The sequence below is a fragment of the Fervidibacillus halotolerans genome, assembly GCF_026547205.1.
Taxonomy (GTDB): Bacteria; Bacillota; Bacilli; order Bacillales; family Caldibacillaceae; genus Fervidibacillus; species Fervidibacillus halotolerans.
Map to the genome: position 1 here is coordinate 256253 of NZ_CP106877.1, position 24426 is coordinate 280678.

Here is a 24426-nt window from a genome sequence, read left to right on the forward strand (position 1 = left end):
CTAGAATTTTATCGATTTTTCATTTGTTTATATTTCATAAAATCGATATACATTCGAAACTCCTCTTTCCTCATTCCTGCACGAATCCCCTCGTTCAACAACTCTACCCATTCAATATCGGTGTTCCCTTTGTCATCGGAAGGATACATGATTTCATCTAATGAAACGTCTAGAATTTTCGCGATCTTTGAGAGAATGTGAGGCGAAGGACTCGTCTGGATGCCCCGTTCTATATAACTAATATATGACTTAGATACATTCGCTAAACTTGCTAATTCATTTAGTGATAACCCCTTTTCGATACGTAAACGTTTAATCTTTTTCCCAATCATAAAATCCCCCTCTTTAAAAATTTTTCGTTTTATAGAAAAAATGACGGTTTGTTTTATTATAACGAACAATTCGTTCGATAAAAAATACAAAATAGTGAGTATTCGTGAGAAAAAATTAGAATTCGGAAGAAAAGTGGTTCTTTATAACGAATTTTTCTAAAATATAAGTTTTTTATTTTTCAGAAAAAAATACTATAATGTAGAAAACGAAGGGATTATCATATAAAAATAATTTGAATGGTACAAATAATATTTGAGATCGAATTATTTTCCTCCCAAATCGAAGAAATTCATATATATATAAAGTGGGATCGAGACGAAGTAATGAAAGTCATTCGACATAGAATAGATAAGGAACGGATGAATCCGCAAAATCCTTGAAAATCTGACGAATTTCAACAATGTAGACGGGGATGAATGTCACTTTTTGATGAAAGTTTGGGAACAAATTCCCGAAAGTTCCATACAAAATATTACAAATTTTTGAAGAAGAATTTTATATAATAGGCGTCGAGTAGAAAATTGTCCCTTTGAAAAAAGAAACGGAGGATTCAAAAAGGCGTTATTTGTCCGATGATTACCGATTGACTGAATTACGAGGAAAGATCAATATGGGAGGAATTCATGTGCGATATGTGGAATTAAATGACGAAATAGATTTGGAATGGGTGGAACTAATATTGGAAGCATTACAGATTGGGTTGACAAAGGAGGAAATTTTAAATTTTTTTAAATCAGCAAATGACTCTTAAACGATAAAAAGAAGGGTATAAAACCCTTCTTATTTTTGTTGTTTCAGACGCCACTTATTAAATTCGAGAAATTCCCGAAACTGTTCTTTTGAAACGCCAGATTTCATCGCCTCTTCGACGAGGGTTAACCATTCTGGGTCTAATTCTTCTTTCTGGTCCGGGTCATCATGAATCAAGTAATCAACGGGTACCTCTAATACATTAGTAATTTTTTCTAAAAATTGAATGGAGGGATTATTTTGTATATTTCGCTCGATCGAACTTAAATACGATTTGGCTACACCGGCCCTTTCTGCCAATTCTGATAGGGACATCTTTTTTTTCATTCGTAAATTTTTCACTCGTTCTCCAATCATGTCAATTCCACTCACTTCGCAAAAAACTGTTTGACCATATTATAGCATACCCTTATACAATTGTTCCATATGAAGAACGAAAAAAATATATTTTTTAGAATGTTCTTCAATTCAAGATACATGAATTACCGGTGGATAAAGAATGTTTTTCCAGTGATGATTAATGGAATTTTGCGTCAAATTTTCTTTGTAGAACAATCAACGGATAAGTAGTAAAATAAGATGAGAATAGTTATATAAGGAGTGCAGTAGATGATTATTTTGAAGTCTGAACGGGAAATTGAAAAGATGAAAGAAGCGGGGAAAGTGCTCGCATCTTGCCATAAAGAAATTGCCAAATTAATTAAACCGGGTATTACAACTTGGGAAATTGAAGAATTTGTGGAACAATATTTGGAAAAACACGGTGCAACCCCTGAACAAAAGGGATATAAAGGGTATAAATATGCCACATGTGCTAGTGTAAACGACGAAATTTGTCACGGTTTTCCCCGAAAAGTTCCATTAAAGGAAGGGGATATCGTTACGATCGATATGGTCGTTAATTTAAATGGAGCATTGGCAGATAGTGCGTGGACATATGCAGTCGGGAACGTATCTCAACAAACACAAAAATTACTCGATGTGACGAAAACAGCTCTATATAAAGGTATAGAACAAGCCGTTCCGGGAAATCGGATAGGAGATATCGGCCATGCCATTCAAACGTATGTTGAAGGAGAAGGATTTTCCGTTGTACGAGATTTTATCGGCCATGGGATTGGAAGTTCAATCCATGAAAAACCGGACGTCCCCCATTTTGGCTTGCCTGGAAAAGGTCCGAGGATTAAAGAAGGGATGGTCTTTACAATTGAGCCGATGGTAAATGAAGGAAAATATTTTTCGAAAATGGATGCGAATGGATGGACAGCTCGAACGATTGATGGGAAAAACTCAGCTCAATACGAACATACAATTGCCATAACAAAAGATGGTCCAATTATTTTAACCGATCAAGATCAACTCGAATAACGAAAAAAAACAGTGCTAATTTGGCACTGTTTTTTCGATTTGGAGTGACCAAGGGCTTAAAAGTCTACATAAACGTTATGAATTCTTGCGTCATCGATCTTAATTGAACCGCCGTAGACGGAACCGTACGGACGGTGTTGTGAGAGGACGGGGGTTAATCTCCCCCTCCTACTCGATTCATCCCATCATCCGTACAATATACAAAATTACCGTGGACATAGGAGGAAAGGTTTGATTCGAATGATTGCTTGTATCGATTATTTTGCCCGTAGTCTCCCTAATTCTTCGACAATTTCCTTCATTTCGTTCGGAGAAAAATGATCTTTTTTCATTACATATTCATAAATGGAAATTAAGTCTTCATATGCGGATTCATTTAAGCTACCAGGACGCACAACATCTTTATTGATAATCTTTAATTTATCCAGAATTTCTGATAAAAGTGTATCCATCTTTTTACCTTTTGTTTCCATTATTTCTTCCTTTCTAAAATTATTCTTAATAAGCATAACACAAGTAGAAGCAGATTTTGATTATTATCCCTTATTTATCTTTAAAAAATGATAAAAACATGATTGAATAAAAATAGACAGTTTTCTTTTTTGATCAAACATGTTCATTTTCATGCATTCGTAAAAAAAGATATTAAAATGGTGGAGGTAGTCGATGAAAATCCGAGTATTGTTCGTTTGTTTAGGGAATATTTGCCGTTCCCCTATGGCGGAAGCGGTATTTCGGGATATGCTAAAAAAAGAAGGAATCGATCATTTATTCGAAGTGGATTCTGCCGGTATAGGAGGTTGGCATACGGGAGAGCGTCCCCATGCTGGTACACGACAAATTTTAGACGAACATCAAATTTCGTATGAAGGTATAACCGCTCGACAAATTCAAAGGGTCGATTTTGATTCCTTCGACTATATTATCGGAATGGATTTGAGCAATTTAGAAGAACTGAAAAGAATAGCGGGGAATAATAAAAAGGTTCACATTGCAAGACTTATGGATTTTGTGCCAGAAGCAAAGGAGAAAAATATTCCAGATCCGTATTATACGGGCAATTTTGATTATGTTTATGAACTCGTAAAGGAAGGTTGTCAAAACCTTTTGGAGACAATTAAAAAGGAATATTCCATTTTATAAGGAGTGGGAACGATGGCAGCAGGAAAATTTATTAAAGGGATGGTTTACGGAGCACTGATCGGCGGTGCATTGACCTTGTTAGACCAACAAACGAGAAAAGAGGTTTTGATTAAAGGGAAAGAGGTTGGTCAAAATGTGAAAGGAATAGTGACAAACCCGAAGGAAAAATTAAAAAGGGTACAAGAAAAGATCCTCTTTTTTCGAGATACGATCCAAGATATGAACGATGATCTCCAGTTTATTATGAAACAGGCAGCAGAAATTAAAGAATTAGGCGAAGATACGGTAAAAATAATCGAAGAAACGAAGGAAGTTTTTCAGAAGGAGAAAACCGAGAGTGAAAATCAACGACATTAAAAATTGGTTTCTTGTCGAATGGGTTATCATCTTATATAAACGGCTTGTAAAGCACGATGTATTCGGCCTATCTACCCAATTGGCCTATTTTTTCCTTCTTTCCCTTTTTCCACTGTTAATTACAATTTTTTCTCTTTTGCCCTTCCTGCCGATTAGGGAGGAAGATATTTTGTTTTTTATTGAGGATTTTGCTCCAGGAGAAACGGTTGCTTTTATTCAAAACAATTTATCGGAAGTATTGGGGAATCATAGCGGAAAACTTCTTTCCTTCGGGATTGTCGCAACGATATGGTCTGCCTCTCTCGGAATGAACGCCATTATCCGGGCAGTAAATCGGGCCTATGAAGTGAAGGAAAACCGTCGTTTTTTCATCGTAAGGGGTATGTCTGCTTTACTAACCATTGCGATGATAGGGGTTTTTCTCCTCGCCCTATTGCTCCCGGTATTTGGCAAACAAATCGGCCTGTATTTATTTTCCAAGTTTGGCTTGACCGCCGGATTTCTCAAGGTTTGGAATACGTTGCGCTGGGGTTTGAGTTCTATCATTTTATTGCTTGTTTTCAGCGCATTGTATTTACTTACGCCAAATAAAAAAATGAAAGACTTGACCTTTTTTCCAGGGGCTCTATTTTCTACTGTAGGATGGATGGCAGTTTCATCAGGTTTTTCTTACTATGTAGGGAATTTTGCTAACTACTCCATGACCTACGGAAGTTTAGGAGTAATTATCGTTTTAATGATTTGGTTTAACTTGTCTGGGATCATCATTATCCTCGGGGGAGAAATCAATGCGATTTGGGATTCATTGAAAAAGAAAAAGAAGAGTAGGAAATAGATGGTGATTCTGCCTTCGTTATATCAAAAGTCAGTTTACATAAAGATTAAAAAAGGATCCGCATGTGGCATTTTTTTCGTAAAGAATAATTAACGGGTGCCCATGTTAACGGACACCCTTTTTTGTTTGAAATTAAGATTTTAAAAGACGCAAACCGTTTAATATGACAAGGATTGTGCTACCTTCATGCCCAATGACTCCAAGGGGAAGATCGATGACTTGGAAAAAGTTTGAAGCAATTAACAAAATAATTACTGCGATGGAAAAGAACAAATTTTGTTTTATAATGCGATTCATTTTTTTAGACAATTTGATCGTTTTGGCGATTTTGGATAAATCATCTTTCATTAAGATGACATCCGCCGTTTCTAAAGCGACATCCGTTCCCCTTCCCATGGCGATTCCTACACTTGCTGTTGCTAAAGCTGGTGCATCGTTAATTCCATCACCGACCATGGCTGTTGTTTCAAATTGCTCATGAATCTGGCGCATTTTGTTTACTTTTTCTTGCGGTAAACATTCTGCGTAATAGTCGTTAATTCCGATTTCTTCTGCAATAACTTTTGCTGTATGGACATTATCCCCTGTTACCATAACCGTTTGGATGCCCATTTGTTGCAATTCAGAAATAGCATTTTCCGCATTTTCACGAATGACGTCCTTTAAGGCAATGATGCCGACGACTTCTTCTTCCCTTTCGATAAATACGATCGTTTTTCCTTCCTTTGTAAAATGATCCGCCGTTTGGTTCGTAATAAACGGATTTTCTCCAGTCATGAAATCCGCCTTTCCTGCCTTCCAAACTGTATCGTCCACGACCGCTTTAATTCCTTTTCCACTAATATCTTCCACCGATTGGGGATCCTTCAACTCAATTTCCTTTTGTCTAGCATAGTTTACAATCGCTTGAGCTAGTGGATGGGTTGAATGTTTTTCGAAGGAAGCAACCGTTTGAAGGACTTCTTCCTCCGTCCATCCTTCTTTTATGATGAAATCTGTTACAATCGGTTTTCCATTTGTTAATGTCCCGGTTTTATCAAAGGCAATCGCCTTAATATTTCCTAACGTTTCTATATGGGCTCCACCTTTAAAAAGAATCCCATTTTTCGCCCCATTTGAGATTGCAGACAAGGTAGCTGGCATAATGGAAGCGACGACGGCACATGGAGATGCGACAACAAGCAAGACAAGAGCACGGTAAATTGTCTCATTCCAAGACCAGCCAAATAAATAATGGGGTAAAAACATCATGATGGCGACGATTAGTAAAACGGTATTCACATATATTCCTTCAAATCGTTCAATAAATTGTTGGGAAGGGGATTTTTCACTTTCTGCGTTTTGGACGAGTTCAATGATTTTTTGGAATAACGTTTCACTACTTGGTTTTGTGATTTCTACCTTAATCGAACCCTTTCCGTTCACTGTCCCAGCAAAAACTTCTTCTCCGATTCCTTTCGATACGGGGATTGATTCACCGGTAATAGCCGATTCGTCGATATTCGTTAACCCTTTAACGATTTTTCCGTCCGCTGGAATACGTTCACCAGGTCTGACGAGAATATAGTCGCCAACTTGTAATTGTTTAACAGGGACGATGATTTCCTTCCCATCTTTTAAAAGACATGCTTCCTCTGGTTGTAATTCCATTAAAGCTGAAATTTCTTTTCGGCTTTTACTCATCGTGTATGTTTCCAAAGCTCCACTGACAGCGAAGATGAAAATTAAAATGGCTCCTTCCGTCCAATAGCCGATAATCGCCGATCCAATGGCGGCTAAAAACATTAACAATTCTACATTCAGTCGTTTATCTTCTATCGTACTTAAAATTCCTTCCTTTGCCTTTGCATATCCACCGATGACATAAGCGGCTAAATAGGTAACAACAGAGGCGGTGGAGTAATCGAATTTTCCAAACAGCCAACCTAGAACGATCAATACTCCACTAAATAAGGCTGCAGCCAATTCGATATATGGTGCGAATTTTTCCATAAAGTCGTGCAATAACATTTTATTTGTTTTTTGTTGGGCCAATTCCAAATGTGATCCCGTACCCATTCTTATTCACCCTTTCGATTTAATTGAGAATAAATTTCATTAAAATAACGTTTCATTGAAAATTCAATTTCTAATTGAGAATAAGAATCATGTTCATTACCGTTAAAAAAAGAGGAAAGCTGTCTTTTTAAAAGACAGCAATGTAAATAATTTTTTAGGTTTCTTCTACTATTTTTATTTTAACACAATCGATGGGAAGAGGGAAGAATTAATTTAAAATTATTTTTAATTAATATTTATTATTATTTTAATTAAAAAACTGTGTAAAGTCAATAGAAAAATTGGGAAAAGCAAAACTTAAATTGATGAATTTTTTCACAAAAACTAAAAAATAAGCCGAGTCGACGATTATTCGTCCACTCGGCACTACTGTTTTATTAAGTTTCTGGAAACAGGAAAAAGTATCACCTTCTTAATCATCGGAAACTCAATGAAACTCAATTTATCGAATAGAAAGATTGAATACGTGATTTTGGTCCCTTTGTACGGGATTTTCGGAAAAGGTGTCGACAACAACGATCGGTCATTTTTTATGTTCGCTCTTTTCCATGAATCACTCCCTTTGACAGAAGATTCGGTAGGCGAAAAAATGATTTGTTCCCCTTCCCTCCTTTCGCAACCGGTTATTATTATCGTATTGATGACAATTTGTCAATATTCTGATTTTATTTCTCTTTTTCAGAAAAATACTGGATAACATTCCGCTGTTTTGAAAACAATATGAAAAAAGACTGTTGAAAGGAGTTTACTTCATGGGAAAAGTTCGCTCTTTTTTGATTCTAATCCTTTCTTTGCTTGTTGTTTTAATTGCAGCTTCTACCGTTATGGCAAACGAAAGAAGTGGACAATCGAAGGTAGGAAATTATAAAATTCCGAGTTCCGTTTTGAATGTGGCAAAGGAAAATACGTATCCGAATCCTTCTCAAGATTTGCCGAAATTACAACCGAGCGAGTTAACGAAGGAATTATTAGAAACATCGAATGTAAAAATTGAAAACCCGGATTTAATCCTCATGTTAAATGAATCGTCCATCAGTAAACCACTTTTGGCGTTTCGACATCACGCGACGATTTATTTAGGAAATTGGCCGTTAAATTACGTATCGAAGGAAACGTCTGCAAACTGGGAATACCAAAAAATTAATACGAATTTTTACGATAATCGTAGTGGAAAAGCCCCTTACAAAATTCACTACGTACAAGAAATGCAAAAAATTGTTAAGGGAGGATTAACTGCTAAAGTTCCGAATGCCAGTGACGTAAAAAAAATGATGCTTTTAAAAGCTACGGAGAAAACAGGCCTTCCCTTATCTTTTGATACGATCATCGGGGCGGGTACGAAAAAGGACCAGTATTACAATATACCTATTCGAAAGCTCGGTTATTTAGATGCTTATGCTCCTGCAATTAATGAAAAGGGGACGATTACCTATGGGGAAGTATATCTTGTATTAAAGGGCGGAAAAAAACAGATTAGTGTAAAAAATGTCACGTCCCAAGGAATCGGTGCATGGATTCCCATTCAAGATCATGTTTCATTTAAATTTAATGCAGTCGAAATGCCTAGATAAAAAGTAGGTGGGAATTTAGAAAATAATAAAAACAACGAAATAGAGAAAGGATGTGTATAATAGGGTTATATCGATTGAAAGGAGCTTTATCATTCATGAGTAATCCGGATACCCGCCTACTAACGTTGCAAGAACGATTTCAACAATTTTTACAAACCCTTGAGACGCTCGATCCAGAAAAAGTGGATGTTGACGATATTGATAGGCTGATTCAAATGATTGAAGAATTGGATGAACGGTGTCGTTTAGCAAAAAAGGAATAAAAAAATTCTCCCCATAAAGGTAGGGGAGTTTTTTATTTTCTAAAACATTCCTTCCTCATTGTTTTGAAACTGTTAAAAGGATTCGTGGTACGTCATCCAAGTTGTTATTTAAAGGGTAGAATTGACTTAAAACCGCAAAAAAAATTCGATATTAAGAACAAAAAAAGATTGAAAATTCGAGTAGAATTGATATAATATTTTTAAATGTTTCATTTAAAGAACAAATTCAGCGGGTATTTCCGTTTTATTTTTGTTAATACGTTCTTTTTAAAGTACAAAATGCAATTTTCAACAATTTTATTGAGTTTATGGACAGACGATTCGTTTTAAATCGTCTTTATTCAAACAAAAAACCTTTCCTTCCGATCGTAACATGTATTGGAAATACCCATTGTAAAAGGAGGGGGTGGGTCGTTCGACCGTTACGATTTGGAAGGGATGGGAAAGTGTGAAAAGGGGGAGGAAGTTTAATGAAAAGAAAATGGGTACTTTTATTTTTCATGGCAATTTTATTAGTGGGAGGAACGTTTGCAGCTACATGGGCTTATTTTATGAAAACCTTCAAAAGTGAAAACAATTTTGTGAACGCGGCTGTTTTTGATGTGGATGTTGTCAATAAAGATGGGGAAACAATTGGAGATGCGGATTTTCAAATTGATGAAAAGTTGTATCCGGGTATGGACACGTTGGAAGCGTACTCCTTTTCCATCAACAAAAATTTAACGGAAGTACCGATGGAATATGAAGTCAAAGTGATGCCGGACGGAGACTTATTCCCAGCAGACGGAAGTTCCCCAGTAGTGTTAACTTTACAGAGGGAAGTTGAAGGAAACTGGGAAAATATCGACTTACAAAGTACATTTATTCCGAAAGCAGACGTGGAAAATTTACGAATTTTACTCGATTGGCCCCATTCGGATCGCGATACAGCCTTCCAAGGAAAGACGGGCAATATCAATTTGGAAGTTATCGCCAGACAAATTGATGGAGACATTTCTGGACCACCGTACTATTCCGGTGTGATTGAATTCAAAGCAACCCCAAATGGAAGAACGTTTAAAACGTCTAATAAAGAAATTACCTTCTATAAAAATGAAGAAGGTTATAAAATCATCGAAGTTTCCATGGGCGATGGTGAAGGAGAATTTGAAGAAAGGGTTGGCAATTTCCGAGTTGTGGAATCAGAAGATAAAGGAAAAACCTGGTATCGAGTGTATACGGAGAACGAATATTATGCGAGTGAAAAGCAAATTTGGCGAGTAAGAAAAGAGTCTGTTGATACATCGGAATATGGAAAATTAAGGTTTAATGCTACTTTATCTCCATATTTACTCATCGAATCGGAGGAGTTGTATCGGTGGTTTATTAAAAATTAATCGCTCATGAAACATTTTCGAGGCATGTTTTCCTTCCTTTTTGAAAAACTAAAGAAAAAAGGAAAGGAAGGATCGGATTGAAAGCATTCGTATCGGTGCTTGCAACCGTCGCATGCCTCATTTTTTTTACATCCATTTCAGTAGAAGCGGTATCAAACACGCCAATCCATTGGGGGTTTAAACGAGCGAAGGGAGAAGTGCCACCGGAAGCAGGAAAAACGTATGATGCCTTGTTAGAAAAATACGGTGCCTTTTATAAAGGTGATCCGGAGAAAAAGGTCGTTTATTTAACGTTCGATAACGGTTATGAAAATGGATATACGGAAAAAATTTTAGACGTGTTGAAAAAAGAAAAAGTACCGGCTACCTTTTTTGTCACGGGTCATTACTTGCAATCGGCTCCAGACCTTGTGAAACGAATGGTTAGTGAAGGTCATATTATAGGAAATCATTCATGGAGTCATCCGGATTTTACCCGTATTCACGATGAAAAAATTGTGGAAGAGTTGGAAAAAGTAAAGAAAAAAACGATGGAACTCACCGGTCAAAAGGATATGATTTTCATGAGACCGCCCCGGGGAATTTTTAGTGAGCGAACGCTACAAGTTGCGAAAGATGCGGGCTATATCCATGTGTTATGGTCACTAGCGTATGTCGATTGGAACACTGATAATCAAAAGGGAGCGGATTATGCGTATCAAGAGGTCATGAAACAAATTCATCCCGGTGCCGTTATTCTTTTGCATTCGGTGTCTAAAGATAACGCTGATGCATTGGAGCGGATTATCCGGGATATGAAGGGGCGGGGATATCGTTTTGCCAGTTTGCACGATTACTATTTGGAAAGGCAATGGGAAAAAGATCAGCTTTTTCATTAAACGGGATTTTTATGGAGTGAAAAGCATGTCTTTTCGCTCTTTTTTATGAAATTCTTTACAACCATTCCGAATGACCATATGATACTATTGAATAAACGGTAAAATGTAGAATAGACAAGGGGACAAAAATGAAAAATTCTGGGAAAATACACATAAAAAAAGGACAAACCTTTCCATTGACAATCAAACGAATTGGTATAAACGGCGAGGGAGTCGGATACTACAAAAAACAAGTCGTTTTCGTTCCTGGTGCTCTACCCGGAGAAGAGGTACTGGTGGAAGCAACGAACATTTCTAATAAATTTGCTGAAGGGAAAATCAAAAAAATTCGAAAGAAATCCCCCCATCGCGTGAAACCGGCGTGTCCGATTTACTGGGAATGCGGTGGGTGTCAATTACAACATGTCCAATACGAGGAACAGTTGAAAGCAAAACGGGAGATCGTTATCCAAGCGTTGGAGCGACATACGAATTTTTCCGTCGAAAACATGGACATTCGCCCGACAATCGGTATGGACAATCCGTGGGGATATCGGAACAAAAGCCAGTTCCAAGTAGGAATGGACAAGGGAAAAGTCATCGCAGGACTATACTCTGTGAATTCTCATCGGCTGATTGACATCCCGAACTGTCCGGTTCAACATCCGGCAACGAATAAAGCCGTATCCGTCGTGAAACAAATTTTGTCCGATTTACGTGTACCGATTTACGATGAACGGAAACGAACCGGTGTGGTCCGAACGATCGTCGCTCGCATCGGTATCCAATCGGGGGAGTTGCAAATCGTATTAATTACCGCCACGAAGGAACTACCGCGGAAGGAATTAATCGTTAAAGAAATTCAAAAACGGTTACCGGAGACAAAATCGATTATCCAAAATATTAACGGAAAAAAGACGTCACTAATTTTTGGAGATCGGTCAGTCCTTCTTTCCGGTGAGGAAACGATCCAAGAAACACTCGGTGATCTCCATTTCGAATTATCGGCTCGAGCCTTTTTCCAACTGAATCCAGTACAAACGATTCGTTTATACGATGAAGTGAAAAGTGCAGCCCAGTTAACCGGAAAAGAAAAGGTCGTCGATGCGTATTGCGGTGTGGGAACAATCGGTCTTTGGCTTGCGAAAGATGCGGGAGAAGTCCGGGGAATGGACGTCATTCGGGAAGGTATTGACGATGCAAGGAAAAATGCAAAACGCCACGGAATAAAAAATATTCGTTTCGAAGTCGGAAAGGCGGAAGACGTTATGCCGAAATGGGTAACATCCGGTTGGCGTCCCGATGTCGTCGTCGTCGATCCTCCCCGATCCGGCTGTGACGATGCCTTGCTGGAAACGATTTTGAAAGTGGAAGCAAACCGCGTTGTCTACGTCTCCTGCAACCCATCCACATTAGCGAAGGACTTAAACACATTAAGTAAAAAATACAAAATCGAATACATCCAACCGGTGGACATGTTCCCACAAACGGCGCATGTAGAGACGGTGGTGTTGATAGAGAAAAAATAGGTTAATATCAAAGAATTTGAAGGTTTTAAATAAAAATTCATGTGTGTTTTATGTTCCCTCAGACTATAGGTTTGGGGGATTTTGTGTTTAAGGTAGTAAAGGATTTTCGTAGAAACGGATTTTTGGAAAAAGGTTTTAACTGTATAATATGAATAGAGTGAAGTTTCATATATAAAATATTTTGTAGAATCAACATTAATACAATCTAATTATAATGTATGGAAAATTAGGAATGCATGGGTAAATAGAATCTTATTTGAAGGGTCATGATGTACGATGGATTTAGATAAACTAGATAGAATGATAAAGAATGAAGAAAATTGGGATGAATTTATAGAATTTTTAAATTCTATTAATGAAGATGATTTAAAAATAATTGGTAAATATGATCTTTATAAAATTTCTTTTTATGCTTGGTATGTTTTGGCTGAATGGGGAAGGTTATCACCCAAATTAGAAAAATGTTTAGACCGAGCAGAACACATATTAATAGATTCCTTCAAAATAGCAACAGAGAAATATTCAAATGACGAAGCTTATTTGTGGTTTTATGGTTATTTAATTAGTGTTTTTCCAGAACACTTTTTATCGATATATTCTGATTATTTAAAAGCAGAAAATGCTGGAAAACAAATGATAAATGTAGCTTCATCAATGAAATATCCTTTAGCAACTATCTTTAATGAAAGGGTTTTAGAAAAAGATATTTTGAAAAGTGGGAAAGAAGACTTGGAAAACATATTTGATAAAAATACAGAAGTATATGATTATTTTATTACAATGATCGAACTGATAGAGTCTGAAAATAAAAAATAGAATTTTTCCAATCAAACTACATAAAATGCTTTTGGAGGGATTGAAGTTTTTCTTCCATCATATTGGGGGTGTTCCATGTAGAATTCTTTTTGATAACTTAACACCAGCAGTAAGGAAAATACTTTCACATGGCAAACGGATTTTAACGGAAGGTTTTCAACAATCTGCCCTTCATTACGGATTTGCTTACGAGTGTTTTAACCCTGCCTCTGGGAATGAACAAAGCTATATCGAATCTAAAGTAAAGTATATGAGGAATAATATGTTTTTTCTGTAGAAATGGTGCTTTCACTTAATAAGTAAAAAATGTCTTATTAAAAAGATGTAGAGGTGAAAGGATGCTTTCGCTAGAAGAATATATTGCTCTAAGAAAAAGAGAAGACGGAATCAATGAGTTTGATAAAGAATCAAGAATGGAGAATTTACAAACATGTGTTGGCTATGTTTTTGAGTATTTTAATCAATATTTGGACATTACAAAGATGGAGGAGCAGAGAACCTTAAATAATGAAAGGGTTGAAAAATATAGGAAGCGATTGCGTCTATATGATGAAGAGATTCAAGAATGGTTAGTCAATTTTTATGAGAATTACGGTAAACAAATCAACCGCTCAATTATTCATTTTTTAAAAAAAGATGAGCTCTTTCTTCTCTATAATACAGACGAAGAGTTTAGAAACATTTCGTACGAGTGTTATGCCCATCTGGTAAAGAAATATCCTTTTTTGGAAAATCAAACGGAAATGCTATTCATGTTTATTAAAGATTATCATCGAATTCAAAGCCAAAAAGAGCTAAATACCATTTTTATCTCCAAAGAAATAAATAAATGGATTGAGGAGACATGGTCGAAATACCAAGTGAACTTGTTGGAGTTTGCTTTTGATTGGGTTAATCGCTTTTATAACAATAAACATATGTGGCCTGCTAAACATAGGAAAAAAAGCCAAGATAATTCACAGGAGTACGAGTACGATATAAAGCAGAAACAAAATTTGTTTAACTTGGATTCCCTTTATCAGAGGATATCCAATAAGGCGTTTATCAAAGGCAAAAAGCAAGAGTTGGAAATCCTTATGATGTTCTTCTGGATTCACGACATTGAGGGCGATAGAGAGAACTATTGGCAGGAGTATCTAGATAAAACATTATCCCCTTAAAATAAATGGTATATTTTTTTTTCTGGCAGGGAGTTCAATGCTAATGTGTGTTACTACTTAAAAGAATAATTAAACAATGGCAGTAAAAATGTTTGAAATGTATTTCAAAAGGGAGAGGAATATGGGAAGGAAAGTAATTTTAAGCCGAAAAGGATTTGATGGAACAACGGGAGGAAAAGCAAGCCCAATAATAGATGGTAAGTTAGTATCTTTGCCAATTCCGAGAGCTGATTCAGATCATTTTTACAAAAAATTAGTTTTCTCGCCAACCGAGAGTTATTTAAAAGTTATGAAGGATTTAGGAATAAAGCTGTATTCCGAAGCCCATGTGGACCCTGATATAAGAAAGTCCACTATTCCACAACGTCCAGAAAATTGGCGGGGATTGTTTGGACAAAGTGGAACTTCACAAGGGACACTACATAATCGGCAAGTTGGAAAAGGTGATATTTTTTTATTTTTTGGATGGTTTAAAGAAGCAAAACGAATGAATGGTGTCTATCAATATATTCGTAATGCTCCTGATATACATGCTATTTTTGGGTACTTAGAAGTAGATCGTGTATTTGATATAAAAGAAGGAGATCCTGTTCCTGATTGGATGAAATATCATCCGCATATAAGGGACAGAGAAGAGTACGGAACTCAAAGAAATGCGATTTACATGGCAACGAAAAGTTTCTCTAAATTTCCTCAGAAACAAGGCTGGGGATGTTTTAAATATGATAAACGACTTGTTCTTACAAAAAAAGGAGCTAAAAAACGGACAATTTGGGAACTCCCATCTTGCTTTCAGGAGGAACGTGAGAATTTTAATAGTGGTATAAAAATATGGAAAGTCCTTCAGAATGGGAATGTAGAAATACAAACGAATGGAAGAGGTGATCAAGAACTTTACATTAGCGATAATCCTGAAGTGGTTGCGTGGGCGGAAAATTTAATTTCATCTTGTACGATATATGAATAGTGACAAGAACAGGATAAGAAAAAGATTTCATCTTGTTAAGAGTAAAGAATTCTAGTGCAATTTATGATATGTGAGAGGTGGAAATCATAATGTTTGGAAAACAAATCGCAAATATTTTTCGCAATTTTGACAATAAAGAGATAAAAGGGTTTGAAGATGAGAAAACGTTAGAAGGTTTTTTATTAGATGATTATGAGCAAATGGCAAAAGAGGGGGCTGAACTACTTTTTTTGTAAACGGAAGACCAAGTAATGCCATCAGACACTCTTTTTATGGAATTAAAAAGTTCGGTTATTACCCAAAATACATTTAAATACTTTGAAAACTAAAAAAAGAGGTTGAGTAAAATGAGTATAAAGATTGAAATTTGCTGTGGTAGTTTTGAAGATGTGTTGACTGCTAAGAGGGCAGGAGCGGACCGGGTGGAGATTAATTCGGCTCTGTATTTAGGTGGATTAACCCCATCCCTTGCAACTGTGGAACTAGCGACAGAACAGTGTAAGGAAATTGCCATCGTCCCTATGGTTCGCCCAAGGCCTGGTGGTTTTCATTACAATGATTTGGAATTTCAAACAATGATTCAAGATGCTACTACTTTTGCCAAGTTGCCTATTGAAGGTGTCGCTTTCGGTTGTTTAGATGAATATGGTGACATTCAAATTGAACAAACTCGTAAAATGGTTCAATTAATGAAGGATTACGGGAAGATTGCCGTTTTTCATCGTGCTTTTGATTGTGTCAAAGATCCATATAAAGCTATAGAAACCCTTATTGAATTGGGGGTTAAACGAGTACTGACGAGTGGACAGAAACCAAAAGCGATGGAAGGGATTGAACTTTTGATTGATTTACAAAAACAATATGGGGATCAGATTGAAATTTTGGTCGGAGGGGGCGTTAATGAAACGAACATACAAACTTTGATTAGAAAAACGAATATCAGACAGTATCATAGTTCCTGTAAGACATGGCGGAATGATCCAACTACGGTTGGTAATGTGTCATTTGCTTATGCACCTTCTCCCGATGAAAGTGCTTATGACATTGTCAGTTTTGAGAAGGCAATAGCCCTTGTGGAAGTAGTCAAAAAAGGATAAATCCGTTGCAACCATTCTAAAAAATACAACTGTTCGAAACGGATGTAGTTTACTTTACGTTAGAGTCGGAATTTGTAAATCTTAAATAATAATTTATGTTCCTTAGACATAAACATATTAAAACATAAATTAATCGATCTCTCGCAAAAGATCGAATCCGGTTATATTTTCCATACCAAGAAATTACCTATACATACTTTATTCAAGCACTCATTTTTGTAATTTTTTAAAAGTATCATATAATAAAAATCGAAAAATAAACAATATTTAGATATATATTGGTTTTTTATGTTAAACGGTTTAAGTTCTTTAGGCATTGTTTTTCTTATTATGATTGCCCTTTTGTTGTATGGTCTTAAAAAATTTCCGAGGATTGGGAAGGAAGTTGAACAAACAATTTAAGCATTTACAAGTGGTTTAGCGAAAACAAAAACATAAAAGAAAAAAGTTAGGAAAAAGTTGTGGAAGAAAAAGGTGGTAAAACGAGATAAAGAAGAAAGCAGAAATGAATCCAATCCCGATGAAAAGGAGGAACGTCTAAAGTACTTTTCATGGGAAGACCATACTTAGAAAATCTGCTTATTAATATAAAAGATTTCATCACTCCACCTGATTTAAGCTCTCAAATCGTTTTATCAATCCCAAATTGAGTTATAAAAGGTATTTAAAAAAAGAAGAAATATATTCAATTCATAATTTTAGATGATTAATTAAAGAAAGGGGATCCGTTATGAACATAAGCAAATATTTGTTCGTAATAGTAATCCTTTTTGCTTTATCAGCATGCAGTATATTAGAAAAGGATGGTGAAAAAATACAAGCTCAAAACCCTGAATCTACAACTGCAGGAAAAGGAATGAGCAATCTTGAAAAAGTACCTGTTAAAATTGATCAAAAAATAATAAATAATATCAATTGGGAAGTAAGTCCGATTTTTCAATCTGGAAATTTCAAAATGCGCGGAGTACCAAACAAAGTTGGTTTTATTGATGTACCGTTTATAGCAAACAAAGGTAATAAATACATGTGGCATTTTTGGGGGGACTCCATTCCAGAAGGAGAACTGACAATCGTTGCCGTGAAAAAAGGAAGTAACGATATAGCTCCTGCGTTAAAACGAAATGGAAAAAATGTTTGGACAACGGGAGTTCCAGCAGGAGGTCCGCATAATGGTGCAGATGCACATATACCATCAAGTATGACACTGAGGGAACCTGGAAAATGGGCACTACTCGTCCATCTTGGAAAAACATATTGGGACTACATTGTAATAGATGTAAAATAAAAACGTTTCATAAATAGTTTTTCTCCCGATCAGGTAGATCGAATAAAAATGTAAATGGGTCTGGCAGTTCAAAAGGGATGAATCTGCTTCTTTTTTTGCGTTTTCAGAGTGGAAAAGCGGTGAGGATTGAACGATTGGATTTACCTTTATGTCGATTCGATTAACAATACATCATTTAAATGAAAGGCTCTGTTAAATAATATTGTTGATAAAAGAATAATAAAGAAAAAAGGACCCGTAACAGGTCCTTTTTTTAGCTAATATTCTCTAATATCCACTTTTAATAATGAGTATTGCTCAACAATCGTACCCTATTCTTGCACAACTTTTATTCAGCTAAAGAGCACCCGTTAGTAATACAACTTATTCAATATCAAGTATAAAATTTCCCTCTTCGTCTATCTGGTAAAGTCCACCACCAAAATTCCATCCTTTTTCTTCGATAAATTCAATAAAAGCATTTGAAAACTCTTCTTCACTTAAATCCTTTTCATTGTTTGTATAAATACAACCATCCAGCCTAATTCCATATGGTTTTTTCAATGTCTAATCCTCCATAGTAAAAAATCTATTTAGCATCTACTCAGCAATTTGGCCCGTTTGTTGAACTGTGAGCCTCAACTTGCTTTACCAATAGTATAACAGAATTATTAGAAAAATACGATCAAATATTTAATTTCTTATTAACTGATTAACTCAAAGTTCTAATATTCATACGTTCTTAATGACTGATAGGTTTCATTAATTGGGAATAAACAGCTTTCTACTATCATTTTGCTTATCGAACCATTATCACTTCTATGCTTCACGATATCTAGGAATTGAAACCAACTCAAATAATGGTCGAGGTATTTTGTCGCTACGCCATTAAATCGTTGTATCCAGCCTTGTATTTGGCAAGAGAAAAATGTATAAAACTGCAAGCCTTTTTGTAGCCACCTGCAAACCCACTTTAGTATCGGTTAGACACTGATTCTCTTAAACGATGACTCTCACCTTTAAATAAGATTAAACGGGAATGGTGTATGAGCCGATCTACCACTGCTTCCGTTAAAATCGGATCACCAAAAACATGATTCCATTGTCCAAACTGAAGATTGGTTGTAACGATGATGCTCTTTTGTTCGTAACACAGGCTGATTACTTGAAAAAGCAATTCTGCTCCTTACTTGTGTAAGGGAATATATCCTAATTCATCTAAAATCAGTAAATCGAGCTTTTCAATCTGCTTAAATAACTTATTTAATAATCCTTTTTCATTAGCCTCTAAAAGTTGATTGACCAAAGAGGCAACGGTATAAAACTTTACTCTCATTCCATACTTGCGTATGACATTTAATCCGATCAAAGTAGATAGATAAGTCTTACCAACACCTACTCCTCCGTAGAAAATAAGATTTTCTTTTCTCTCGATAAATTTACCATCGAGAAGATCTGTTTGGGTGATTCCTTGCCCTAGTTCAATATCTTTCCAATCAAACGTTTTGCCATACTTGTTTGGCAATGTTGCCGATTTTAGTAATAAATTGATTTTCCGTTTTTCACGCTGGGCAATCTCTTGTTCGAAGAGTTTTAATAAATATTCTTCATGATTTCTGGCGTTAACTTCATGGTAATGTTCACGAATCCAACTCAGTTTCAATCATATTCGCCACCCCTTTCTGAGAACATGGCGGTATCATATTGGCTCATGCCTCTTACAACATTTGGCAGTTACGGAACCGAATGGATCATCTGTAATGTGAAACGATCGCCTTGCCCAGAAACGAACTGAATATAGGCATGTTTGATCGTTTCTACTGAAGGGTTGCCAGTAGTCATTGCCAAATCCAATGCCTCGCTTGCTTTACGAAAATCATAGTCTTTTAGAATCGTTGAAAGGAGTTGTAATGCCTTCTTTTTCTCTTCCAATGTACATGTTTCCAAATATTTTTGCCAATTGTGCGGAAGCTGCTCATAAAATGTACTATATTTCAAGGTCGTCGGTCTTTTAGCCATTAAAGCCAAATACGGCTGCCATTTCATGGACTTCATTTTTTCCCCATATATTCTTTCATGCCGAACAATGATTTCTCCATTTTCATCGATGATATCGACCTGATTATATGTAATCCGGGCCAATACGGTTTGACTAGCGAATCGGGGAGATGTTGAATATTTCTTGGCGTCGATCTGTATAAAGCCATATTTATTTGCTTTTAATGTTTCATATCGAGTACATGTGTATTCTTTTGCAGGAAGACACAGAAAACCAGCTCTTTCTTCTTCATGCAATTTTGCAATTTCTATCTTTTTTTCATAATGTTGTCGTTGATGATCGTTTTCACATTCTTCCCATAGCTGTCGATTAAAATCTTCAAGATTATATATAGTCCGTTCCGGAAGGAACATATTGTTCCTAAAATACTTGACTTTAGATTAGACATGGCCTTTTTCATTTCCAGAAGCAGGGGTACAAAACTCATAGGTAAAGCCATAATGAAGGGCAAATTGTTGAAAACCCTCCGTTAAAATCCGTTTGCTATATGGAAGAATTTTCTTTACTGCCGGTGTTAAGTTATCAAAACGGATTCTACATGGAACACCCCCAATATGATGGAAGAAACGCTTCAATCCTTCCAAAAAACATTCTTGGTTTTGAGATTCAAACACTTGCACATATGCGGCATTACTAGATGGAAAGGACATGACCAAAAAGGGGAGATCCACCACTTTTCCCATATATTTAAACGGAGCTTCCCCAAAATCAACTTGAGCGTCTTTGACCCACTTGACACATTTACTTTGAGATAATCATATTTAATAGTTCTTTAAATTCTTCTTTCACAGGTAACAAATGAGGAGTTTCTTTTCTTACAAAAATATATGTGTTCTCCCCATCTGGCGAATAAATGAAATCAAATTTTGAAATACCATCATCTTCATGAACAGGTAGCAAAGAGATTTGATCTTCTTCCACTTTATAAATGTTCATAGAATAATAAATTTCATCAATAATGAAAAATTCGATTTCATAGGCTGGATCATTTTTTAACAACTTTCTTCTTTCGAACCAGTTCAATTTAATATGGAATCCAGAGTAAATTTGTCTGAAAAAAATTGGATCTGAATTTGTGAGAGTCAGGATTTCCTTTGATGTTTTCCCGTCCTTTACGATTACTGTATTAATATCATCCACTGGATAGTCTAATGCTTTTCCTATTAGTAATAGCTCTCTTCGATCCTGCCAATCCAAAAACAAAATGATTCCCAAAATAACAATGGGAAAAATAATTTTCCATCGATTCATATGCATCCCCTTTCCTTCATGGTAAAAGTTAGTTAATAAAAAATAGAAAATTTTATTAATTATTATTATTTCCCCTTAGATCGTTTCACAAAAAGGAAATCATTCGGTCCATCTTCTGCTTTGTACCGCTCTTTCCGTACATCAAGATACCGTTGTAAATCTGCTAAAGCAGAAGGGGTTACCGTAATCGTATCTTTCTTTCCGCCTTTTCGCATAAAACTGATTTTACTTCCGGTAAAATCCACATCTTTCATCCGTAAATTAGATAACTCATTTACCCGCATCCCAGTTCCTAAAAACAAGGAAAGGATGGCAATATCTCTTTCCCGATCCCTTTTAAAATATCGAAGTTGGGAAGGAGTGAGGGAATACTGATATTCATTCTTCACATAGTCCAAAAATTGTAGATCGACATCGTCTGTAAATATCATTTGAGACAGTTTTCTTGCCCGTTCATTTAATGTTTCTTTCACCTTATACACGGGAATTTTCGCCATGACATTCCGTTCAAAATAAGGTTTTCCGTTGGTTATTTCGGTTTCTACGGTCAGATAATGAAAAAGGGATCGAAGGGCAAAGAGGTGCCGATTGACCGTTTTCTGACTGATTTTTTGCAACTCATTGCCTTTTTTCTTATGATAAGAATAACACGCAATCGTTTGATAAACGAATGTCTCCGCACAAACTAAGGCATACTTATGCTACTAATCTTGCTGAAGTGACTGACGGAGATATTCACTTAATTATGAATCAACTTGGCCATTCGGATCCGGAAACGTCATTATTGTATATTAATTCTGGGATAGAAAAGCAAATTAAGGCAGCGGAAAAACTCGATGAAAGGAAAAAATATAGGAAGAAATAAAACTAAGGGGTGATGATTCACCCCTTTTTGAATACTGTTTTTATAATTGAAACTTTTTTATACCTTTAATTAAAACTTTAAATTTTTTAGTTGCTTTAACAGTAACTTGTTTTATTATAAGTTTCAATTAGAAGGATAAAAAAGTTTTAGTGAGAGGATGAAAAAGTTTCAATAAAGTCTAAAACCCCTTGAACCCCAAGGGCGTTGCAAATCTACAAATATATAGAGAGAGAAAAAACAAAGAATAAATGACTATGGATTGATAAAATTCTCCAACATCAATTTTTAAGATATAATAGTTCACTTTCCAAATGCATATGTTCAAAAATATTTTTTCTATTAATATTTAACACATTTTTTTGATAAATGTGTATATTTGTTAAGTACTTTAATGTATCTTTTTTCAATTGACATTATAAAATTTATTATTAAAATAATAATTAAGATTATATTCAGAATAATAATTTTATTTAAATATATTATTTTAAAATGAATCGTATTTAAGAATGAAAGGAAACGATTTTTCCTATGGCTATTTTATCGGTATCTAACCTATCGAAAAGCTATAAAAAACATCTTGTATTGGACGAAATCGAATTAACGATCGACGGTCCTGGTATTTGGGCGTTAGTCGGTCCGAACGGCACGGGAAAGACTACATTCCTCAATGTCATTACAAACATCCTACCTGCCGATTCGGGAACGGTGGAGATGTTAGGAAAATCAAATAAAGATCCTTCCATATTTAAACAGGTGTCATTTCTCCAAGATAATTCGATTTTGTTCGATTATTTAACCGGTTATGATCATTTAAAATACGTGTGTGATGTCAATCAAATTCCGAAGACACGTGTACAGGAAGTGGCAGAATACGTTGGAATGGAAAATTATCTCCATAAGCTTGTCGGAAATTATTCGTTAGGAATGAAGCAGCATTTGTTACTGGCAATGTCACTCGTAAACCATCCGAAACTTCTTTTCCTCGATGAACCGTTAAACGGCTTAGACCCGACGAGTTCGATTTTGATGCGAAAAATTTTACGAGAATTGGCCGATCAAGGAACGACGATCCTTCTTTCCTCTCATAATTTGGCTGAAATCGATCGCGTCACGAAACAAATTCTCTTTTTAAAAGATGGAAAACTCATCGAAAAAGATTTATCTGAACATGAAATCACGTTTTATCATTTTATCGTCTCTAATCAAACGAAAGCAATGGAGCTTTTATCTGACAAATATGAAACAGACAACATACCGAACGGGTTGAAAGTTCAACTGTCCAATCATCAGTTAAACACGGTCATAGATTTATTTAAAGAACATCAAATCGATATTTTCGACATTGAAAAAGAAGTGACCGGTTCCGAAAAACTATACCAAGAAATCTTTGAAGTAGGGGAAGAATCATGACGCGATTGATTCAATTTGAATGGAAAAAAATGATTCGGACAAAGTTTTACATCCTTTTCCTTTTGTTATCCGTATTGTTTGTAAGTGGCCTGTTTTTACGAAATTTTCTCCTCCAAGAAGAGATTGTGAATAAAAAAATTGAAAAATTTTCTGAGTATCGAAAAGATATCCTAAGTCAAGTAGTTACATACCAGAAAATGATGGAAGATTTTCCTAGCCCTGAATTGGAGGAAAAAATCGAAGCAGGGCTGCTTGTATACCGTGCCCTTAATCAGCTGATCGAATCGATTGAGGATGGAAATTGGAAAGAAGAGTTACAGTATGAAATTCAAGTTTATGAACTGGCAATGGACTACAAAAAAATTGAAGGCCAATTCAAGCTAAGTGAGAAAGACATGCAAAAGGAGATTCAACTCAATGAGGAATTGTTAAAAAGGGGATTGGCGAAAGAAGATTTGGATTTGTCGATCAATCCGCCCATTTTTCTAAAAAAAATCGTGACGTTTTTTTTCCATACATTCGGTTTTCTCATTCTTCTCTTTTTACTTACTATATATATCACGAGGGAATTTGAAGAACATAGTATTCAAATCGCTTTTACGCTTCCTGTTTCGAAAAGTCGGTATATTATAAGTAAATTTCTTAGTTTGTTTTCTGCCGGATTCATTTGGTGGATTGCCATATTTGGTGTTTCTTATCTGCTTACTACCCTTTTTGGAACTAGCCAGGAGAATAGCTTAGTATATCCCCTTTTTACACAGTCAGGAAATTTTTTGGATATCGGTGATTATCTCTGGCAAGCGATCGGATACAGCATCCTGTTTCTTTCCTTTGCGATTAGCTTGCTCGTCTTTTTCGGCTTTCTTTTGCGAAATACGATCGTGACATCCTTACTTGTATTCGTCCTGTTGATTGGGAATCATCTCGTCTTACGGGAAGACATTACGGCACTTTTCAACCCGTTTTCGTATCAACAAATCGATTTCATCATTTTAAAAGAACCGACTTACTACTCGATGGGACTCGTTGTCATCTTCTGCGCAACGGTCATCACTCTTATTTTCACCATCCTTTTGAATAAAAGGAGGGGGATTTGA

28 protein-coding genes and 2 pseudogenes are annotated in these 24426 nt (G+C 35.8%); 19 read left to right on the plus strand and 11 right to left on the minus strand.

Annotated features, from left to right (window positions below):
- Positions 1–8 precede the first annotated feature (8 nt).
- Complete coding sequence (locus OE105_RS01105) at positions 9–332, minus strand: XRE family transcriptional regulator (RefSeq protein WP_275420906.1); 324 nt, start codon at positions 330–332, stop codon at positions 9–11.
- 530 nt (positions 333–862) lie between these two features.
- Here OE105_RS01105 and OE105_RS01110 point away from each other — a divergent pair.
- On the plus strand, positions 863–1084 hold the full coding sequence (locus tag OE105_RS01110) for an anti-repressor SinI family protein (protein ID WP_275420907.1): 222 nt from the start codon (positions 863–865) through the stop codon (positions 1082–1084).
- Between the two features lie 29 nt (positions 1085–1113).
- Here OE105_RS01110 and OE105_RS01115 read toward each other — a convergent pair whose 3' ends face one another.
- Positions 1114–1440, minus strand: coding sequence for a helix-turn-helix domain-containing protein (locus tag OE105_RS01115; protein ID WP_275420908.1), 327 nt, complete (start codon positions 1438–1440; stop codon positions 1114–1116).
- Positions 1441–1692: 252 nt separating this feature from the next.
- Here OE105_RS01115 and map point away from each other — a divergent pair, with 252 nt between their 5' ends.
- Positions 1693–2451: a type I methionyl aminopeptidase gene (map, locus tag OE105_RS01120; RefSeq protein WP_275420909.1), complete on the plus strand. Its 759-nt coding sequence runs from the start codon at positions 1693–1695 to the stop codon at positions 2449–2451.
- 257 nt (positions 2452–2708) lie between these two features.
- On the opposite strand, the gene OE105_RS01125 is transcribed toward map, so the two are convergent.
- A complete protein-coding gene (locus tag OE105_RS01125) occupies positions 2709–2903 on the minus strand; it encodes a DUF1128 family protein (RefSeq protein ID WP_275420910.1) in 195 nt (64 codons plus the stop codon).
- Between the two features lie 214 nt (positions 2904–3117).
- Here OE105_RS01125 and OE105_RS01130 point away from each other — a divergent pair, with 214 nt between their 5' ends.
- Genes OE105_RS01130 through OE105_RS01140 form a run of 3 tightly spaced genes read left to right on the plus strand, consistent with a single transcriptional unit; the run spans position 3118 to position 4786 of the window.
- Positions 3118–3594 (plus strand): low molecular weight protein-tyrosine-phosphatase, encoded by a 477-nt coding sequence (locus OE105_RS01130; protein ID WP_275420911.1) that lies wholly within the window; start codon positions 3118–3120, stop codon positions 3592–3594.
- Positions 3595–3606: 12 nt separating this feature from the next.
- Entirely contained in the window at positions 3607–3951 is a 345-nt protein-coding gene (locus OE105_RS01135) for a hypothetical protein (protein WP_275420912.1), read from the plus strand.
- Positions 3932–4786: a YihY/virulence factor BrkB family protein gene (locus OE105_RS01140; RefSeq protein ID WP_275420913.1), complete on the plus strand. Its 855-nt coding sequence runs from the start codon at positions 3932–3934 to the stop codon at positions 4784–4786. Before OE105_RS01135 ends, OE105_RS01140 begins: the two co-directional genes overlap by 20 nt.
- Before the next feature lie 132 nt (positions 4787–4918).
- On the opposite strand, the gene OE105_RS01145 is transcribed toward OE105_RS01140, so the two are convergent.
- A complete protein-coding gene (locus OE105_RS01145; protein WP_275422062.1) occupies positions 4919–6796 on the minus strand; it encodes a heavy metal translocating P-type ATPase in 1878 nt (625 codons plus the stop codon).
- Positions 6797–7668: 872 nt separating this feature from the next.
- Between OE105_RS01145 and OE105_RS01150 the strand changes: the two genes are divergently transcribed.
- From OE105_RS01150 to OE105_RS01200, 11 genes are all read left to right on the plus strand, one after another.
- Positions 7669–8415 carry a YfkD family protein gene (locus tag OE105_RS01150; protein WP_420842583.1) on the plus strand — a complete coding sequence of 249 codons (747 nt, stop codon included), beginning with the start codon at positions 7669–7671 and terminating at the stop codon, positions 8413–8415.
- 95 nt (positions 8416–8510) lie between these two features.
- Positions 8511–8678 (plus strand): SE1561 family protein, encoded by a 168-nt coding sequence (locus tag OE105_RS01155; protein ID WP_275420915.1) that lies wholly within the window; start codon positions 8511–8513, stop codon positions 8676–8678.
- Positions 8679–9148: 470 nt separating this feature from the next.
- Positions 9149–10054: a hypothetical protein gene (locus OE105_RS01160; RefSeq protein ID WP_275420916.1), complete on the plus strand. Its 906-nt coding sequence runs from the start codon at positions 9149–9151 to the stop codon at positions 10052–10054.
- Between the two features lie 77 nt (positions 10055–10131).
- The gene (gene pdaA, locus OE105_RS01165) at positions 10132–10932 is read left to right on the plus strand and encodes a delta-lactam-biosynthetic de-N-acetylase (protein ID WP_420842556.1); all 801 of its coding nucleotides are present in this window, start codon (positions 10132–10134) and stop codon (positions 10930–10932) included.
- 128 nt (positions 10933–11060) lie between these two features.
- Positions 11061–12440 carry a 23S rRNA (uracil(1939)-C(5))-methyltransferase RlmD gene (gene rlmD, locus OE105_RS01170; RefSeq protein ID WP_275420917.1) on the plus strand — a complete coding sequence of 460 codons (1380 nt, stop codon included), beginning with the start codon at positions 11061–11063 and terminating at the stop codon, positions 12438–12440.
- Positions 12441–12716: 276 nt separating this feature from the next.
- On the plus strand, positions 12717–13256 hold the full coding sequence (locus OE105_RS01175; protein WP_275420918.1) for a hypothetical protein: 540 nt from the start codon (positions 12717–12719) through the stop codon (positions 13254–13256).
- Positions 13257–13594: 338 nt separating this feature from the next.
- On the plus strand, positions 13595–14416 hold the full coding sequence (locus tag OE105_RS01180) for a hypothetical protein (protein ID WP_275420919.1): 822 nt from the start codon (positions 13595–13597) through the stop codon (positions 14414–14416).
- 121 nt (positions 14417–14537) lie between these two features.
- Complete coding sequence (locus OE105_RS01185) at positions 14538–15383, plus strand: Nmad3 family putative nucleotide modification protein (protein WP_275420920.1); 846 nt, start codon at positions 14538–14540, stop codon at positions 15381–15383.
- An 89-nt stretch (positions 15384–15472) separates the two neighbouring features.
- On the plus strand, positions 15473–15619 hold the full coding sequence (locus tag OE105_RS01190) for a hypothetical protein (protein ID WP_275420921.1): 147 nt from the start codon (positions 15473–15475) through the stop codon (positions 15617–15619).
- 111 nt (positions 15620–15730) lie between these two features.
- Positions 15731–16480: a copper homeostasis protein CutC gene (locus tag OE105_RS01195; protein WP_275420922.1), complete on the plus strand. Its 750-nt coding sequence runs from the start codon at positions 15731–15733 to the stop codon at positions 16478–16480.
- A gap of 730 nt (positions 16481–17210) precedes the next feature.
- Positions 17211–17765 (plus strand): DUF4871 domain-containing protein, encoded by a 555-nt coding sequence (locus tag OE105_RS01200; protein WP_275420923.1) that lies wholly within the window; start codon positions 17211–17213, stop codon positions 17763–17765.
- Positions 17766–18128: 363 nt separating this feature from the next.
- Here OE105_RS01200 and OE105_RS01205 read toward each other — a convergent pair whose 3' ends face one another.
- The 7 genes and pseudogenes from OE105_RS01205 to OE105_RS01235 all read right to left on the minus strand — a co-directional run bounded on the left by OE105_RS01205 (position 18129) and on the right by OE105_RS01235 (position 21671).
- Positions 18129–18308: a hypothetical protein gene (locus OE105_RS01205; protein ID WP_275420924.1), complete on the minus strand. Its 180-nt coding sequence runs from the start codon at positions 18306–18308 to the stop codon at positions 18129–18131.
- A 161-nt stretch (positions 18309–18469) separates the two neighbouring features.
- Positions 18470–18652, minus strand: a pseudogene (locus OE105_RS01210) (IS1595 family transposase); the annotation flags it as partial.
- A 65-nt stretch (positions 18653–18717) separates the two neighbouring features.
- Positions 18718–19407: pseudogene (gene istB / locus OE105_RS01215) on the minus strand (IS21-like element helper ATPase IstB).
- 71 nt (positions 19408–19478) lie between these two features.
- Positions 19479–20156 (minus strand): Mu transposase domain-containing protein, encoded by a 678-nt coding sequence (locus tag OE105_RS01220; protein ID WP_275420925.1) that lies wholly within the window; start codon positions 20154–20156, stop codon positions 19479–19481.
- A 27-nt stretch (positions 20157–20183) separates the two neighbouring features.
- On the minus strand, positions 20184–20486 hold the full coding sequence (locus OE105_RS01225) for a hypothetical protein (protein ID WP_275420926.1): 303 nt from the start codon (positions 20484–20486) through the stop codon (positions 20184–20186).
- Positions 20487–20544: 58 nt separating this feature from the next.
- Positions 20545–21054, minus strand: a complete 510-nt coding sequence (locus OE105_RS01230; protein WP_275420927.1) for a hypothetical protein — start codon at positions 21052–21054, stop codon at positions 20545–20547.
- A 65-nt stretch (positions 21055–21119) separates the two neighbouring features.
- Entirely contained in the window at positions 21120–21671 is a 552-nt protein-coding gene (locus OE105_RS01235) for a tyrosine-type recombinase/integrase (protein ID WP_275420928.1), read from the minus strand.
- A 53-nt stretch (positions 21672–21724) separates the two neighbouring features.
- Here OE105_RS01235 and OE105_RS01240 point away from each other — a divergent pair, with 53 nt between their 5' ends.
- The 3 genes from OE105_RS01240 to OE105_RS01250 all read left to right on the plus strand — a co-directional run bounded on the left by OE105_RS01240 (position 21725) and on the right by OE105_RS01250 (position 24426).
- Positions 21725–21919 carry a tyrosine-type recombinase/integrase gene (locus OE105_RS01240; protein WP_275420929.1) on the plus strand — a complete coding sequence of 65 codons (195 nt, stop codon included), beginning with the start codon at positions 21725–21727 and terminating at the stop codon, positions 21917–21919.
- A gap of 528 nt (positions 21920–22447) precedes the next feature.
- Positions 22448–23329, plus strand: a complete 882-nt coding sequence (locus OE105_RS01245; protein WP_275420930.1) for an ABC transporter ATP-binding protein — start codon at positions 22448–22450, stop codon at positions 23327–23329.
- On the plus strand, positions 23326–24426 hold the full coding sequence (locus OE105_RS01250) for an ABC transporter permease (RefSeq protein WP_275420931.1): 1101 nt from the start codon (positions 23326–23328) through the stop codon (positions 24424–24426). Before OE105_RS01245 ends, OE105_RS01250 begins: the two co-directional genes overlap by 4 nt.

What these genes read in the sequence shown, in the direction of transcription:
- OE105_RS01105 (WP_275420906.1), bottom strand. Translation starts at nt 332, where the DNA reads ATGATTGGGAAAAAGATTAAACGTTTACGTATCGAAAAGGGGTTATCA.
- OE105_RS01115 (WP_275420908.1), bottom strand. Translation starts at nt 1,440, where the DNA reads ATGATTGGAGAACGAGTGAAAAATTTACGAATGAAAAAAAAGATGTCC.
- map (WP_275420909.1), top strand. Translation starts at nt 1,693, where the DNA reads ATGATTATTTTGAAGTCTGAACGGGAAATTGAAAAGATGAAAGAAGCG.
- OE105_RS01125 (WP_275420910.1), bottom strand. Translation starts at nt 2,903, where the DNA reads ATGGATACACTTTTATCAGAAATTCTGGATAAATTAAAGATTATCAAT.
- OE105_RS01130 (WP_275420911.1), top strand. Translation starts at nt 3,118, where the DNA reads ATGAAAATCCGAGTATTGTTCGTTTGTTTAGGGAATATTTGCCGTTCC.
- OE105_RS01135 (WP_275420912.1), top strand. Translation starts at nt 3,607, where the DNA reads ATGGCAGCAGGAAAATTTATTAAAGGGATGGTTTACGGAGCACTGATC.
- OE105_RS01145 (WP_275422062.1), bottom strand. Translation starts at nt 6,796, where the DNA reads ATGTTATTGCACGACTTTATGGAAAAATTCGCACCATATATCGAATTG.
- OE105_RS01150 (WP_420842583.1), top strand. Translation starts at nt 7,669, where the DNA reads ATGGCAAACGAAAGAAGTGGACAATCGAAGGTAGGAAATTATAAAATT.
- OE105_RS01155 (WP_275420915.1), top strand. Translation starts at nt 8,511, where the DNA reads ATGAGTAATCCGGATACCCGCCTACTAACGTTGCAAGAACGATTTCAA.
- OE105_RS01160 (WP_275420916.1), top strand. Translation starts at nt 9,149, where the DNA reads ATGAAAAGAAAATGGGTACTTTTATTTTTCATGGCAATTTTATTAGTG.
- rlmD (WP_275420917.1), top strand. Translation starts at nt 11,061, where the DNA reads ATGAAAAATTCTGGGAAAATACACATAAAAAAAGGACAAACCTTTCCA.
- OE105_RS01175 (WP_275420918.1), top strand. Translation starts at nt 12,717, where the DNA reads ATGGATTTAGATAAACTAGATAGAATGATAAAGAATGAAGAAAATTGG.
- OE105_RS01180 (WP_275420919.1), top strand. Translation starts at nt 13,595, where the DNA reads ATGCTTTCGCTAGAAGAATATATTGCTCTAAGAAAAAGAGAAGACGGA.
- OE105_RS01185 (WP_275420920.1), top strand. Translation starts at nt 14,538, where the DNA reads ATGGGAAGGAAAGTAATTTTAAGCCGAAAAGGATTTGATGGAACAACG.
- OE105_RS01190 (WP_275420921.1), top strand. Translation starts at nt 15,473, where the DNA reads ATGTTTGGAAAACAAATCGCAAATATTTTTCGCAATTTTGACAATAAA.
- OE105_RS01195 (WP_275420922.1), top strand. Translation starts at nt 15,731, where the DNA reads ATGAGTATAAAGATTGAAATTTGCTGTGGTAGTTTTGAAGATGTGTTG.
- OE105_RS01200 (WP_275420923.1), top strand. Translation starts at nt 17,211, where the DNA reads ATGAACATAAGCAAATATTTGTTCGTAATAGTAATCCTTTTTGCTTTA.
- OE105_RS01220 (WP_275420925.1), bottom strand. Translation starts at nt 20,156, where the DNA reads ATGTTCCTTCCGGAACGGACTATATATAATCTTGAAGATTTTAATCGA.
- OE105_RS01225 (WP_275420926.1), bottom strand. Translation starts at nt 20,486, where the DNA reads ATGGGAAAAGTGGTGGATCTCCCCTTTTTGGTCATGTCCTTTCCATCT.
- OE105_RS01230 (WP_275420927.1), bottom strand. Translation starts at nt 21,054, where the DNA reads ATGAATCGATGGAAAATTATTTTTCCCATTGTTATTTTGGGAATCATT.
- OE105_RS01240 (WP_275420929.1), top strand. Translation starts at nt 21,725, where the DNA reads ATGTCTCCGCACAAACTAAGGCATACTTATGCTACTAATCTTGCTGAA.
- OE105_RS01245 (WP_275420930.1), top strand. Translation starts at nt 22,448, where the DNA reads ATGGCTATTTTATCGGTATCTAACCTATCGAAAAGCTATAAAAAACAT.
- OE105_RS01250 (WP_275420931.1), top strand. Translation starts at nt 23,326, where the DNA reads ATGACGCGATTGATTCAATTTGAATGGAAAAAAATGATTCGGACAAAG.